This is a genomic window from Burkholderia sp. RF2-non_BP3 (assembly GCF_001522185.1).
GTDB lineage: Bacteria > Pseudomonadota > Gammaproteobacteria > Burkholderiales > Burkholderiaceae > Burkholderia > Burkholderia diffusa.
The window spans coordinates 16029-29933 of the sequence record NZ_LOSU01000034.1; the positions used below are offsets into that span (position 1 = coordinate 16029).

Consider the following 13905-nt stretch of genomic DNA (forward strand, 5'->3'; position numbering starts at 1 on the left):
CATGCAGAATCCGCAAGCCGTTCCCGATTACCTGATTCAATCCGACGCGGTGCGTGAGCGCTTCGCGCGGCTCAAGGCCCGCGACGTGATTCTCGACGTGCGGCATGTCGGCAAGCGTTTCGCGACGCCGCAGGGCGAGTGCGTGGCGCTCGATGACATCAGTTTCCGTACCCACCGGCGCGAGTTCGTGTGCGTGATCGGCCCGTCCGGCTGCGGCAAGTCGACGCTGATTCGCATCCTGGCGGGGCTCGACACGCAGACGAGCGGCGAGGTGCTGCTGGACGGCAAGCCCGTGCAGGGGCCGGGCGCCGATCGCGGGATGGTGTTCCAGGGCTATACGCTGTTTCCGTGGCTCACCGTGAAGAAGAACGTGATGTTCGGCCTCCGAATGAACGGCAGCAGCGGCAGCGAAGCCGAGCGCGAGGCGCTGCAATGGCTCGATCTGGTCGGGCTGACGCGTTTCGCCGACGTGTATCCGCATCAGCTGTCGGGCGGCATGAAGCAGCGCGTGGCGATCGCCCGCGCGCTCGCGAACCGCCCGCGCATCCTGCTGATGGACGAGCCGTTCGGCGCGCTCGACGCGCAGACGCGTGCGCGGATGCAGACACACCTGCTCGACATCTGGCGCAATATCGACGTGACGATCCTGTTCATCACGCACGATCTCGAGGAAGCGATCTTCCTCGCGGACCGGATTCTCGTGCTGAAGGCGAACCCGGGCGGCGTGCAGGAACTGATCGAGGTGCCGGTGGCGCGGCCGCGGGATTATTCGCAGGTCAATACGCCCGAATTCGTCGCGACGAAGGCGCGGCTCGAAGCGCTGATCCATCCGAAGGAGGAGGCGGCTGACGACGAAGGTGTGAAGCCGCACATGATCCGGATGACGGACGTTTCGGACAATGTCGAGTAGCGGGAGAGCCGGGCATGCATATGTGCCCGTGATGACGTACGGATCGAGATCGAGTGCGAACTTGTCGGGTCAGCGGTCTCGGTTCGGATTTTCCATTAATCGAGCCGGGTGGCGTGTGGGGTGAAATAATGCCGTTAAAAGTGCGTTTAAATAATGTCGGGGTTCTGGGCTGGTTGCGTGAGTCTTTTTGTTTCGATTTGGTGTGAGGTATAAGGGTTAATTCACATAATCACGCATCGAGACCATGGATTCGTGTCGGAGGCGGTGGCGTTAATAAAAAATGCTAATAAAACGGTCGAACATTTCACGTTCCCGCGCATCCTTGAGGGGCGTGCTCCTGGTGCGTTGATTTATCCTTGATGAGAGTGATGCGAAATACAGGATCAATCATTTGTATTGTTTTGATGAGCCGGGAATTTTATAAAAAATAATCGAGAACTGTCAGCGTTTACAGGTTCATTGGATTAACTGCACGGTGTAAATTTAAATCGCGGGACAACTTGAGGTTTCAAGGTTTCATGACGAATCGTCACTCGATCGGTGATTGAAGGTCGTCTGAAACAGTCCGCGCACCGGCCGCCCCATTTACCTGAACGGGAGTTCCTATGTCACGCGTTACCGATGTGCTCGTCTCGATCGATACCGAAACGATTCTCCAAAAATATCCGAATCCCAGCCGGGATCCGAAAAACCCGACGCTGATCGACTGGAAGCACGTGTACATGGTCACGAACCAGGACAACGTCGTCTCCGGGCAGGCGGGCGGCGAACTCGACCTGAGAGCCCAGGTCGGCGACCTGATCCGTTGGCGCGAAACGAGCCTGTCCCTGGGCTTCGAGAAGCAGGTGGTGTTCTACGGCTTCATCGCGAACCAGGGCAAGGACCTGATTTCGACGCCGACGCCGCGCAAGGCCACCGCATCGGTCCCGATTCCGAATCCGAGCTCGCCGTCGACGCCGACCTGCCAGAAGGTGGACAACTACTACTGGTCGTCGGAAACGCTGTCGGAAGGCCGCGTCACCTATCACTTCTACTTCCAGATCATCGACCGCAACTGCCAGTCGCTGGGTTGCTATCAGTGGGATCCGTTCATCTCGATCCACAACTGATCTCGGCAGGCGGGCGGCCGCGTGGCGGTCGCCCGCGTCATAATCCCGTTCCGGAGGACGTGCCATGTCTGGTCTTCGTTGCGATGTGCTTGCGATCGTCGATGCCGTCACGCTGCTGTCGACCTATCCCGATGCGAGCCGGAACGCCGATACGCCGACGGTGATCGACGGCCGGCACATCTACGTGGTGAGCCCCGGCGACACCGGGACGCTCGGCCGCAACGACAGCCGGCTCTTTGCCGGCCTGTCGCCGGGCGACCAGCTCCGCCTGCGCGAAACGGCGCTGGCGCTGCGTGCCGAAGCGAGCGTGCTGTTCATCCGGTTCGCGTTGAAGGACGCGGGCATCGTCGCGCGGATCGAACCGGAGGTGCGCGACGCCGCGACGCCGGTGCCGTCCGACGACGACCTGCTCCATCCGCAGTGCCGGCCGATGCCGGATCACTACTGGCGCAGCGACGTGCTGGCCGCGGGCGCCACCACGTGCACGGCCGATTTCGCCGTGCTGGATCGCGATGGTGCCGTGTCCGGTTATTTCCGCTGGGAGACGTCGATCGAGATCGACGACGGCGGGGCGGATTCGTAGCAGTCCGATTTAAGGCCGTCGCGGGGCCACGACGGTAACGTCAACCTGGCGCCCGATACCGACGTCCCGGCGATTTTCCGCGTGAATGCCGCGTTCAAACAGGACACCGAACCGTTTGGCGCGCGGGCCGCATGCGTTTCATGGACGGCCCACCCGAATCAGTTTCGCTCCTGTTCCAGCCAGCGTCGTTGCGATGCGTAAAGATGCGTGCGCATGGCCGCCTGGGCCATCAGCACCTCGCCGTTTTCCAGCGCGTGAAGAATGGACTCGTGTTCGTCGAACGCCTTTGCCCACGTCTGCCTGCTTTCGGTGCGCGCGCTGACGCGCGAGGAGATCGGACTGTGGCGTCCGTCGAACAGCTCGCCCACCAGCCTGACCAGCACCGAATTGCCGGTCATCGCTGCAATCGCGACGTGGAATTCGCGATCGTGCGCGAGCGGGGAACGGCCTTCCGCGATGGCGGACCGCATCGCCTCGACCGCGCGGCGCACGGGCGCCAGCCGTTCGGGCGTCGCGTGTGCGCATGCGAGTTCGACGACGCTGCCTTCGAGCGCGGCGCGGGCGCTCATCAGTTCGATCGGATTTTCGCCCAGCGGTGTCGCCGCGGCATTCGACGCCTTCGCGGGAGGGCACACGAACACGCCGGAGCCCATCCGGACTTCGACGATGCCCTCGATCTCCAGCGCAATGAGCGCCTCGCGAACCGACGGGCGTGATACGCCCAACTGCTGAGCCAGATCCCGCTCGGGCGGCAGGCGTTCTCCGTCGGCGAACCGCCCGTCTTCGATGAGCGAACGAATCTGGTCGGCGATGCGCTGATACAGGCGGCGCGTATCCACCTGTTTGAACTGGTCCAGCAATGCTCCCCCTTGCCGCGTCGCGCGGTTGTCCGATCCGAAGCAATCAGTCTACTGCACTTTGAATGGCCTGACCAATTGACGGGGTGTCAAGGGCCTCGTTCGACGTCGCAACGAGCCGGATGGGCAAATTGGCCTTACCAAACCTCCGGCCGCTCGGCGTGCCAGTCGATTTCGCTTAACGTCCAACGGCAGTAGTGAAAGATGGAAATATCCGAACCATGCGACATGCACTTGCCACCGAGCCTTTTAGGGATTTTCCTGAATATCCTGTCAATTGGCTTGACCAATTGAGGTCAGACCAATAGCCTGTGTCTGGTCAGGCCAATTCGGTGGGGCACGCGCCGCACCGTCCTGTTTCATCCATTACCGAGATACCGATGAGAACCGTCATTTGTGAAGAACCCGGTCGTCTGGTCGTTGCCGAGCGCCCGGTGCCGGCCGCAGGCCCCGACGATGTCCTGATCCGCGTGAAGCGGGTCGGTGTATGCGGCACCGACATGCATATCTTCACCGGCAACCAGCCGTACCTCGCCTATCCGAGGGTGATGGGGCACGAGCTGGCCGGCGTCGTCGAGACCGCACCGGCGGGCGCGCGCGTCAAGGCCGGCGACCAGGTCTACGTGATGCCGTATCTGTCGTGCGGGACGTGCGTCGCGTGCCGCGCGGGCAAGACCAATTGCTGCACCCGGATCGAGGTGCTGGGCGTGCACGCCGACGGCGGCATGGTCGAATACCTCGCCGTGCCGCAGGCCTTCGTGTTCGCGGCCGACGGCGTCACGCTCGACCAGGCCGCGATGATCGAATTCCTCGCGATCGGCGCGCACGCGGTCGCGCGTGCCGAGGTCCGGTCCGGGCAACGCGTGCTGGTCGTCGGCGCGGGCCCGATCGGCATGGCCGCGCTGATCTTCGCCACGCTGCGCGGCGCGCGGGTCTGCGTGCTCGACGGCCGCGCGGACCGGCTGGCGGTTTGCGCGACGGCGCTGGGCGCGCACGCCACCGTGCCGCTCGACACGAGCGGGGCCGACGTCGAGCGCCTCGCGGCGCTGACCGACGGCGAATTCTTCGATGTCGTGTTCGACGCCACCGGCAATCTCGCGGCGATGGAGCGCGGCCTGGACTTCGTCGCGCACGGCGGCAAGTACGCGCTGATCTCGCTCGTGAAGGGCCGCATTTCGTTCTCCGATCCGGAATTCCACAAGCGCGAGACGACACTGCTCGCGAGCCGCAACGCGACGCCGGCCGATTTCGAAACGGTGCTCGACGCGATGCGTGCGGGGCAGGTGCCGACCGACGCGTTGAAGACGCACGCGCTGACGCTCGCGGACCTGCCCGACCGGTTCGCGGAACTCCTCGAACCGGACGCGGGCGTGATCAAGGCGCTCGTCGAATGCTGAACGCGGAGCGCGAACCGATGGGCAATCCGATCCTGCAGTTCGGCACCAGCCGCTTTCTCCAGGCGCACGTCGACCTGTTCGTGTCGGAAGCGCTGGCCGCCGGCCGCGCGCTCGGCGCGATCACCGTGGTGCAGACGACGTCGAGCGCGGAAAGCCGTGCGCGCATCGATGCGTTGCGCGCGAGCGGGCGCTACCCGGTGCGGATTCGCGGCCGGCGGCACGGCGAGACGATCGATCGCGAGGTCGAGTGCACGGCGATCACGGAAGCGCTGCATGCGGCGGACGACTGGGCGCGGTTGCGCGAGTGCGTCGCAGGCGAGGTCCGGGCCATCGTGTCCAACACGGGCGACAGCGGCTATGCGCTGTTCGACGACGACGGGGCCGAGCTTCTGGCCGGCCACCGCGCGCCGCGCGGTTTCGCGGCGAAGCTCGCGGTGCTGCTGCACGAGCGCTTCCGCGCGGGCGGGGCACCCGTCACGCTGCTGCCGTGCGAACTCGTCGCGCGCAATGGCGACACGCTGCGCGATCTCGTCATCGCCGTCGCGCGGGCCTGGCGCGCGGACGCGGCTTTCGTCGATTACCTGATCGACGGCTGCGTGTGGGTCAACTCGCTCGTCGACCGGATCGTGTCGGAGCCGATTCACCCGGTCGGCGCGATCGCCGAACCGTATGCGTTGTGGGCGGTGCGGCGCACGGCGGGGATGACGCTGCCGTGCGAGCACCCGGACATCGTCGTGACCGACGATCTCGAACGTTACGAGCGCCTGAAGCTGCTGCTGCTCAATCTCGGGCACACGGTGCTCGCGGAGCAATGGCGCACGCGCGGCGGTGCGCCTGACATGACGGTGGGCGCGGCGATGGACGATCCCGCGTACCGCGCGCCGCTCGAGGCGGTGTGGAGCGACGAGGTGATGCCGGTGTTCGATGCGCTCGGCGAGCGCGACGCGGCGCAGGCCTACCTGAATGAGGTGCGCGACCGCTTCCTGAACCCATTCCTCGCGCACCGGCTGGCCGATATCGCGGGCAATCACGACGTGAAGAAGGCACGGCGCCTGCGCCCCGTGGTCGACCTGGCGCGCGCGCTGAAGTTGCCGGTCGCGCAGCCGTACCTGATCGCGGCGCTCGGGTAAGCGGGCGTGCGGCCCGGCGTCCGGCGAAGTGAAATCGAATGAAATGGAATGGAGACACGCAACGATGACGACACGCATTATCGATGTGCAGGTACGTGACATTCGCTTTCCGACGTCCAGGAGCATGGACGGCTCGGATGCAATGAACGGCAACTCCGACTATTCGGCGACCTACGTGACGCTCGTCACCGATGCCGGCGACGGCCTTCGCGGGAACGGGCTGACGTTTACGATCGGCCGTGGCAACGAGCTGTGCGTCGAGGCGGCGCACGCGCTCGCGAAGCTGTTCGTGATCGGGCGGTCGCTCGACGAGATCACGGCGGATTTCGGCGCGTACTGGCACGAAATGGTCGCGGGCGACTGCCAGTTGCGCTGGGTCGGCCCGGAGAAGGGCGTGGTGCATCTCGCGACGGCGGCGCTGATCAACGCGATCTGGGATCTCTGGGCGAAGACGGCGCGCAAGCCGGTCTGGAAATTCCTGGTCGACATGCCGCCCGAGCAACTCGTGAACTGCATCGACTTCACGTACATCGACGACGTGCTGACGCGCGACGAAGCCGTCGCGATGCTGCGCCGGGCCGCACCGGGCAAGGCGCAGCGCGAGCGGGAGATGTGCGAGCACGGTTTTCCCGGATACACGACCGCGGCCGGCTGGCTCGGTTATTCCGAGGAGAAGATGCGCGCGCTCGCACGCGCCGCGGTGGCAGACGGATGGACTCACCTGAAGCAGAAGGTCGGCGCGGATCTCGAACAGGACGTGCGGCGTGCACGCATCCTGCGCGAAGAACTCGGCTGGGAGCGCAAGCTGATGATGGACGCGAACCAGAACTGGGGCGTCGACGAGGCGGTCGCGAACATGCGGGTGCTCGCGCGGTTCGATCCGTGGTGGATCGAGGAGCCCACCAGCCCGGACGACATTCTCGGTCATGCGGCGATCCGGCAGCGGATCGGGCCGATCGGTGTCGCGACCGGCGAGCATGCGCACAACCGCGTGATGTTCAAGCAGTTCTTCCAGGCCGGCGCGCTCGATTTCTGCCAGCTCGATCCCGCGCGGCTCGGCGGGCTCAACGAAGTGCTCGCCGTCGTGCTGATGGCGGCGAAGTTCGGCGTGCCTGTGTGCCCGCACGGCGGCGGTGTCGGCCTGTGCCAGTACTCGCAGAACATCGTGATGTTCGACTACATCGCGGTGTCGGGCTCGCTGGAGCGGCGCGTGCTCGAATACGTCGACCATCTTCACGAGCATTTCGAGGCGCCGATCGTGATTCGCTGCGGGCGCTACATGCCACAGGAAGCGCCGGGTTACGGCGTCACGATGAAGCCGGCGTCGCTCGATGCATTCGCGTACCCGGACGGGCCCGAATGGCGAGCGTAATCGAACAGGCATCACGACAAGAACCAAACCGGAGACAACGATGAATCACGATCCGCAGCAATCGCAGCACCTTGCCACGGCGGTCAGGAAGGCCGCCATCCGGCTCCTGCCGTTCCTCACGCTGATGTACGCGCTGGCCTTCATCGATCGCGCGAACGTCGGCTTCGCGAAGCTCGCCTATCAGGCCGACACGGGCCTGAGCGATGCGGCATTCGCATTCGGCGCCGGCATTTTCTTCGTCGGTTATGCATTGTTCGAAGTGCCGAGCAACCTGATCATGAATCGCATCGGTGCGCGCGTGTGGATGAGCCGGATCATGGTGACGTGGGGGCTCGTCTCGGCGTCGATGATGTTCGCGCATACGCCGACGCAGTTCTATGCGATCCGCTTCCTGCTCGGCGCGGCGGAGGCCGGGTTCTTTCCCGGCATCATCCTGTACCTGACCTACTGGTTTCCCGCGAAGGGGCGCGCCCGCGCGCTCGGATTGTTCTATTTCGGCGTGCCCATCGCGATGCTGATCGGAAATCCGCTGTCGGGCTTCCTGCTGCAGATGCACGACATGTTCGGCCTGCGGAACTGGCAATGGATGTATCTGGTCGAGGGGCTGATGGCGACCGTGGTCGGCGTGATCGCGTTCTTCTACCTGACGAGCCGGCCGAAAGACGCGCGCTGGCTGACCGACGACGAGAAGCGCGCATTGTGCAACACGCTCGATGCGGAAGAGCGCGCGAAATCGCGGCACCTGTCCGCGACGGTGTTCGGCGTGCTGAAGGACCGTCGCGTGCTGACCTTCATTGCCGCGTACTTCTGCATCCAGATCGGTAATGCGCCGCTCGCGTTCTACCTGCCGTCGAAATTCGCCGCGACGATGGGCACCCAGATCGATGGAAAGATCGGATTGCTGCTGATGATTCCGTGGCTGTGCACGATTGCGGCGATGATCATCGCGACGCGCTTCGCGGATCGCCATGACAACCATTTGCAGGTCGCGACCGGCATGCTGACGGTCGGGATTCTCGCGTTCGCATCGATATCCGTGATCAACACGCCGGTGCTGGCGCTGCTCGCGTTCTGCATCGCGATCCCGGGGCTGGTCGCGTGCCAGCCGGTGTTCTGGTGCCTGCCGACGCGTTATCTCGGCGGGACGGGTGCCGCGAGCGGCATTGCGTTCATCGTGTCGATCGGCAATCTCGGCGGCTTCGTGTCGCCGCAGATCAAGGCATTCGCCGATGCGGCGTCGCACGATTCGCGCACCGGCTTCGTGGTGGTGGCCGCGTTGTGTTTCGTCAGCGTGCTGCTGCTGCGCTCGCTGCGCGGCATGGGCCAGGCGGGCGCGGAGAGCGCGCCGGGCGGCGCGCGGGCCGGCTCGCATCGCTGAAGCGTTCGCCGGCGCGACGCAAGGCGGCTTGCCGGCGCCGAACCACCCATCTTGAATCCAGGATCACTGTCATGTCCTTTCCCGTCACCGGGCCGGTCGCGATTCGGCTGCATCCGAACGACGACGTCGTGATCGCGACGCGCCAGCTCGTGTCCGGCGACCTGATCGCGTCCGAGGCGCTCGCCGTGTCCGGGCTGATTCCGCCAGGCCACAAGATCGCCACGCGCGACATCGCGAAGGGCGAGCCGGTCAGGCGCTACAACCAGATCATCGGCGTCGCGCGCGAGACGATCGCGCGCGGTCAGCATGTGCACGTGCACAACCTCGGCATGGCCGAGTTCGCGCGCGAGCACGCGTTCGGTGCCGCCGCGAGTCCGACGCGTCTCGATGACACATCGGCGACCTTCATGGGCATTCGCCGCGACGACGGACGGATCGCGACGCGCAATTACATCGGCATACTGACGAGCGTCAATTGCTCCGCCACGGTGGCACGTGCGATCGCCGATCATTTTCGGCGAGAGGTAAACCCGCATGCGCTGGCCGACTATCCGAACATCGACGGCGTGATCGCGCTCACGCACGGGCTCGGCTGCGGGATCGATTCGCGGGGAGACGGAATCGCGATCCTTCGGCGCACGCTGGCGGGCTACGCCGCGCATCCGAATTTCCACTCGGTGCTGTTCATCGGCCTCGGTTGCGAGACCAACCAGATCGGCGACGTGCTGCGCGAAGGCGGGCATGCGGATGCCGCACGCCTGCGCCACTTCACGATCCAGGAGAGCGGCGGCACGCGCAGGACGATCGAGCGCGGCATCGCGATGGTTACGGACATGCTCGAGGACGCGAACCGCGCGGTGCGGGTCGTGATGCCCGCGGCGCATCTCGTGGTGGGGCTGCAGTGCGGCGGCTCGGACGGCTACTCGGGCATCTCGGCGAATCCCGCGCTGGGGGCGGCCGTCGACCGGCTGGTGCGGCAGGGCGGCACGGCGATCCTTTCCGAGACGCCCGAAATCTACGGCGCCGAGCATCTGCTCACCCGGCGTGCCGTCAGCCGCGACGTCGGCGAAAAGCTGCTCGCGCGCATCGCGTGGTGGGAAGCCTATTGCGCACGTCACGGCGCGGCGCTGGACAACAATCCGTCGGCCGGCAACAAGGCGGGCGGGCTCACGACGATCCTCGAGAAATCGCTCGGCGCGATCGCGAAAGCCGGGACCACGAATCTCGTCGACGTATACGAATACGCGCAGCGTATCGATGCGCGCGGCCTCGTATTCATGGATTCGCCCGGCTACGATCCGATGTCGGCGACGGGGCAGGTCGCGTCGGGCGCGAACCTGATCTGCTTCACGACGGGGCGGGGTTCGGCGTACGGCTGTGCGCCGGCACCGTCGTTGAAACTTGCGACGAATACCGCGCTGTGGATGCGTCAGGAAGACGACATCGACATCAATTGCGGCGGCGTGATCGACGGCACGTCGAGTGTCGACCAGCTTGGCGCCACGATCTTCCAGCACATGCTCGACTGCGCGTCCGGCAATCGCTCGAAAAGCGAATCGCACGGCTACGGCCAGAACGAATTCGTGCCCTGGCAGGTTGGCGTGATCACCTAGCCGCGTGTTTGCCCGCTGCAGCCGGGGTTCCCTCTGCCTGTGCCGTGCGATCGAATTCAGGATTTGTCTAGTCATCCTGCCGATTGGATCGTCCGGCATGCACCAACTGCGTGCCTGAATTCCCCGCAACGAGGCACGTCGGAGCCCCTAAATTAGGGGATTTCCCGCGTTTTCACGGTTTTTTTTGATCGATGCTTGTCTCGCTGTTTTTCTTCTTGCATGCTTGTATAGACAAATTCCTGAGGCGGCTTGCTGCACCGAAGGGATGACGCACTTCAACGCAAGGAGAACTCTCGTGAACGGCAAGCGCATCAAGTGGGCAATCAGGACGATCGGCGTCATCGCGGCAGCAGCGGCAACGCTCGCCGCACCGGTGCAGGCAAAGGAGTGGAAGACGGTGACGGTCGCACTCGAAGGCGGCTACGCACCGTGGAACCTCACGCTGCCGGGCGGCAAGCTGGGTGGTTTCGAACCGGAGCTGCTCGCCAACGTGTGCGAGCGGATCAAGGTGCAGTGCAACATGGTCGCGCAGGACTGGGACGGGATGATTCCCGGCTTGCAGGCCGGTAAGTTCGACATCCTGATGGATGCGATTTCGATCACGCCGGAGCGCGAAAAGATCCTGCTGTTCTCGCGTCCGTATGCGGCGACGCCCGCGACGTTCGCCGTCACCGATACCAAGATCCTGCCGAAGGCCGCGCCCGGCGCGCCGATGGTCAAGCTGACGGGTGACGCGAACGCCGACAAGCCCACCGTCGACGCGCTGCGCAAGCAGCTGAAGGGCAAGACGATCGGTATCCAGTCGGGCACCGTCTATACGAAGTTCATCAACGACAGCTTCAAGGACATCGCGTCGATTCGCGTGTACAAGACCTCGCCCGAGCGCGATCTCGACCTCGTCGCCGGGCGCATCGATGCGTCGTTCGACGACGTCACGTACTACGCGGCGAACAACACGAAGAAGGACAACGCGTCGATCGTGCTCGCGGGGCCGAAGCTCGGGGGGCCGATCTGGGGGCCGGGCGAAGGCCTCGCGTTCCGCAAGCAGGATGCCGATCTGAAGACGAAGTTCGACACGGCGATCGGCGCGGCGCTCGCGGACGGCACGGTGAAGAAGCTGGCCGACAAGTGGTTCAAGACCGACGTCACGCCGTAAGCGTGCATTCGGCGGCCGCCGCGTAAGCGATTCGAACGACGCGCGGCGGCACGCGTCCCGCAGATTCACTCAACGCTTGCCGGGAGGCACGCATGGCGATTCTTGAAATGCTCGGCTTCGGAACCGAAGGCTGGGGCGGTGTGCTGCTGCTCGCGGCGCTGATGACGGTCGCACTGACGCTCGCCGCGCTCGCGGTGGGCGCCGTGATCGGCGCGGCGATCGCGGCGGCGAAGCTGTCGCGCCACCGCAGCGCCCGCCTGCTCGGCGACCTGTACACGACGGTGTTTCGCGGCGTGCCGGAACTGCTCGTCATCTATCTGTTCTACTTCGGCGGCTCGACGCTCGTCACGGCCGTCGGCCAGTGGTTCGGCGCGGAAGGCTTCATCGGCGTGCCGCCGTTCGTGATCGGCGCGCTCGCGGTCGGGATGATCTCGGGCGCCTATCAGGCCGAGGTGTATCGCGCGGCGGTGCTGGCGGTGTCGAAGGGCGAGCTCGAGGCGGCGCGCGCGATCGGCATGCCGGGCAGCATGGTGCTGCGCCGCATCCTGATTCCGCAGGTGCTGCGCTTCGCGCTGCCCGGCATCGGCAACGTGTGGCAACTGAGCCTCAAGGATTCGGCGCTGATCTCCGTCACCGGCCTCGCCGAGCTGCTGCGCACGAGCCAGATCGCCGCCAATTCGACTCACCAGTACTTCGTGTTCTTCGTTGCGGGCGGGGCGCTGTATCTGCTGATGACGGGCTTGTCGAACCGCGTGTTCAACCGGGCGGAAGCAATCGTCGGCCGGTCGTTCCGCCGCAATTTCGCGCGCAACTGACGGAGAACGTGCATGTCCATCGATTTCGACTTTCTCTTCGATACGCTGCGCCAGCTGCTCGCGGCCGTGCCGACCACGCTCGGCCTGTTCTTCGCGTCGCTCGTGCTCGGCGGCCTGCTGTCGCTCGTGATCGTCACGATGCGCGTGTCGCCGCACTGGCTGCCGAACCGCTTCGCGCGCGGCTACATCCTCGTGTTTCGCGGCTCGCCGCTGCTGATCCAGATGTTCCTCGTGTATTACGGGCTCGGCCAGTTCGGCGTGATCCGCGAAAGCTTCATGTGGCCGCTGCTGCGCGAGCCGTACGTGTGCGCGGTGCTGTCGCTCGCGCTGTGTACGGCAGGCTACACGGCCGAAATCCTGCGTGGCGGATTGATGGCCGTGCCGGTCGGGCAGATCGAGGCCGGTCATTCGATCGGGCTGTCGGGCTTCGCGCTGCTGCGGCGCGTGATCGGACCGATCGCGCTGCGCCAGAGCCTGCCCGCGTACTCGACCGAAGCCGTGCTGCTTGTCAAGTCCACTGCGCTGGCCAGCCTCGTCACGGTGTGGGAAGTGACGGGTGTCGCGCAGCAGATCATTCAGCAGACCTATCGGACGACCGAGGTCTTCGTCTGCGCCGCCGTCATCTATCTGGCCCTGAACTTCATCGTCGTGCGCCTGCTCGGCGCGCTCGAATGGCGGCTCTCCGGGCACCTGCGCGCGCCCAAGTCGTCCGGCGCGTCCGTCGCGGCGACGCGCAATCCCCGGCGCGTCGCATCCTGAGCGTCCCCATCCTTTCCAGGAGAATCCGATGAACACCGCTGCTCCCGTTGCGCTGTCGGTCAAGAACATCCACAAGTCGTTCGGCGATCATCATGTGCTGAAAGGCATTTCGCTCGACGCGCACGAGGGTGACGTCATCTCGATCCTCGGCGCGAGCGGGTCGGGCAAGAGCACGTTCCTGCGCTGCCTGAACCTGCTCGAGACGCCTGACGACGGCTCCGTCGCGCTCGCCGGGGAAACGCTCGCGATGAAGCGCGCGCGCGACGGCAAGCTGCATCCGAGCGACCGGCGTCAGGTCGACCGGATCCGCTCCCAGCTTGGCATGGTCTTTCAGAACTTCAACCTATGGTCGCACATGACGGTGCTCGACAATCTCGTCGAGGGGCCGCTGCGCGTGCAGAAGCGCAGCCGCGCGGAAGCGGTCGAGGAGGCCGAGGCGCTGCTGGCGCGCGTCGGCCTCGCCGACAAGCGCGGCTACTATCCGGCGCACCTGTCGGGCGGTCAGCAGCAACGCGTCGCGATCGCCCGCGCGCTCGCGATGCATCCGAAGGTGATGCTGTTCGACGAACCGACGTCCGCGCTCGATCCGGAGCTGGTCGGCGAAGTGCTGCGCGTGATGCGTTCGCTCGCGGAGGAGGGGCGCACCATGCTGGTCGTCACCCATGAAATGGGCTTCGCACGGCACGTATCGAATCGCGTGATGTTCCTGCATCAGGGCGAAGTCGACTCGGACGGCGCGCCCGACGACCTGTTCGGCGGTCAGTGCTCCGAACGTTTCCGACAGTTCGTGTCGAGCCACCACGACCGCACATCGAACTGAGGCTGC

The 13905-nt window shown here is 65.2% G+C and carries 13 protein-coding genes; 12 read left to right on the top strand and 1 reads right to left on the bottom strand.

Translation table 11 applies throughout. From position 1 onward, the window contains the following. Position 1: 1 nt before the first annotated feature. The 3 genes from WS45_RS18730 (at position 2) to WS45_RS18740 (ending at position 2602) form a co-directional block, all read left to right on the top strand. Positions 2 to 910 (top strand): ABC transporter ATP-binding protein, encoded by a 909-nt coding sequence (locus WS45_RS18730; RefSeq protein ID WP_059701052.1) that lies wholly within the window; start codon positions 2 to 4, stop codon positions 908 to 910. 605 nt (positions 911 to 1515) lie between these two features. Continuing rightward, a complete protein-coding gene (locus WS45_RS18735) occupies positions 1516 to 2019 on the top strand; it encodes an inclusion body family protein (RefSeq protein ID WP_059525772.1) in 504 nt (167 codons plus the stop codon). A gap of 64 nt (positions 2020 to 2083) precedes the next feature. Continuing rightward, complete coding sequence (locus tag WS45_RS18740) at positions 2084 to 2602, top strand: AidA/PixA family protein (RefSeq protein ID WP_059701053.1); 519 nt, start codon at positions 2084 to 2086, stop codon at positions 2600 to 2602. Between the two features lie 158 nt (positions 2603 to 2760). On the opposite strand, the gene WS45_RS18745 is transcribed toward WS45_RS18740, so the two are convergent. Further along, positions 2761 to 3462: a FadR/GntR family transcriptional regulator gene (locus tag WS45_RS18745; RefSeq protein ID WP_059701054.1), complete on the bottom strand. Its 702-nt coding sequence runs from the start codon at positions 3460 to 3462 to the stop codon at positions 2761 to 2763. 377 nt (positions 3463 to 3839) lie between these two features. On the opposite strand from WS45_RS18745, the gene WS45_RS18750 reads away from it, so the two are divergent. The 9 genes from WS45_RS18750 (at position 3840) to WS45_RS18790 (ending at position 13899) form a co-directional block, all read left to right on the top strand. Then, a complete protein-coding gene (locus WS45_RS18750; RefSeq protein ID WP_059701055.1) occupies positions 3840 to 4856 on the top strand; it encodes a zinc-binding alcohol dehydrogenase family protein in 1017 nt (338 codons plus the stop codon). 17 nt (positions 4857 to 4873) lie between these two features. After that, complete coding sequence (locus WS45_RS18755; protein ID WP_059701104.1) at positions 4874 to 5986, top strand: D-mannonate oxidoreductase; 1113 nt, start codon at positions 4874 to 4876, stop codon at positions 5984 to 5986. 64 nt (positions 5987 to 6050) lie between these two features. After that, the gene (locus tag WS45_RS18760; RefSeq protein ID WP_059701056.1) at positions 6051 to 7358 is read left to right on the top strand and encodes an enolase C-terminal domain-like protein; all 1308 of its coding nucleotides are present in this window, start codon (positions 6051 to 6053) and stop codon (positions 7356 to 7358) included. Positions 7359 to 7398: 40 nt separating this feature from the next. Beyond that, on the top strand, positions 7399 to 8736 hold the full coding sequence (locus WS45_RS18765) for an MFS transporter (RefSeq protein ID WP_059701057.1): 1338 nt from the start codon (positions 7399 to 7401) through the stop codon (positions 8734 to 8736). A 71-nt stretch (positions 8737 to 8807) separates the two neighbouring features. Continuing rightward, positions 8808 to 10349: a UxaA family hydrolase gene (locus WS45_RS18770; protein WP_059701058.1), complete on the top strand. Its 1542-nt coding sequence runs from the start codon at positions 8808 to 8810 to the stop codon at positions 10347 to 10349. Positions 10350 to 10644: 295 nt separating this feature from the next. Next, complete coding sequence (locus tag WS45_RS18775; protein WP_059525785.1) at positions 10645 to 11505, top strand: transporter substrate-binding domain-containing protein; 861 nt, start codon at positions 10645 to 10647, stop codon at positions 11503 to 11505. Between the two features lie 92 nt (positions 11506 to 11597). Beyond that, the gene (locus WS45_RS18780; protein ID WP_059525787.1) at positions 11598 to 12320 is read left to right on the top strand and encodes an ABC transporter permease; all 723 of its coding nucleotides are present in this window, start codon (positions 11598 to 11600) and stop codon (positions 12318 to 12320) included. Between the two features lie 12 nt (positions 12321 to 12332). Beyond that, entirely contained in the window at positions 12333 to 13079 is a 747-nt protein-coding gene (locus WS45_RS18785; RefSeq protein WP_059701059.1) for an ABC transporter permease, read from the top strand. Between the two features lie 28 nt (positions 13080 to 13107). Then, on the top strand, positions 13108 to 13899 hold the full coding sequence (locus tag WS45_RS18790) for an ABC transporter ATP-binding protein (protein ID WP_059525791.1): 792 nt from the start codon (positions 13108 to 13110) through the stop codon (positions 13897 to 13899). Positions 13900 to 13905: the final 6 nt, after the last annotated feature.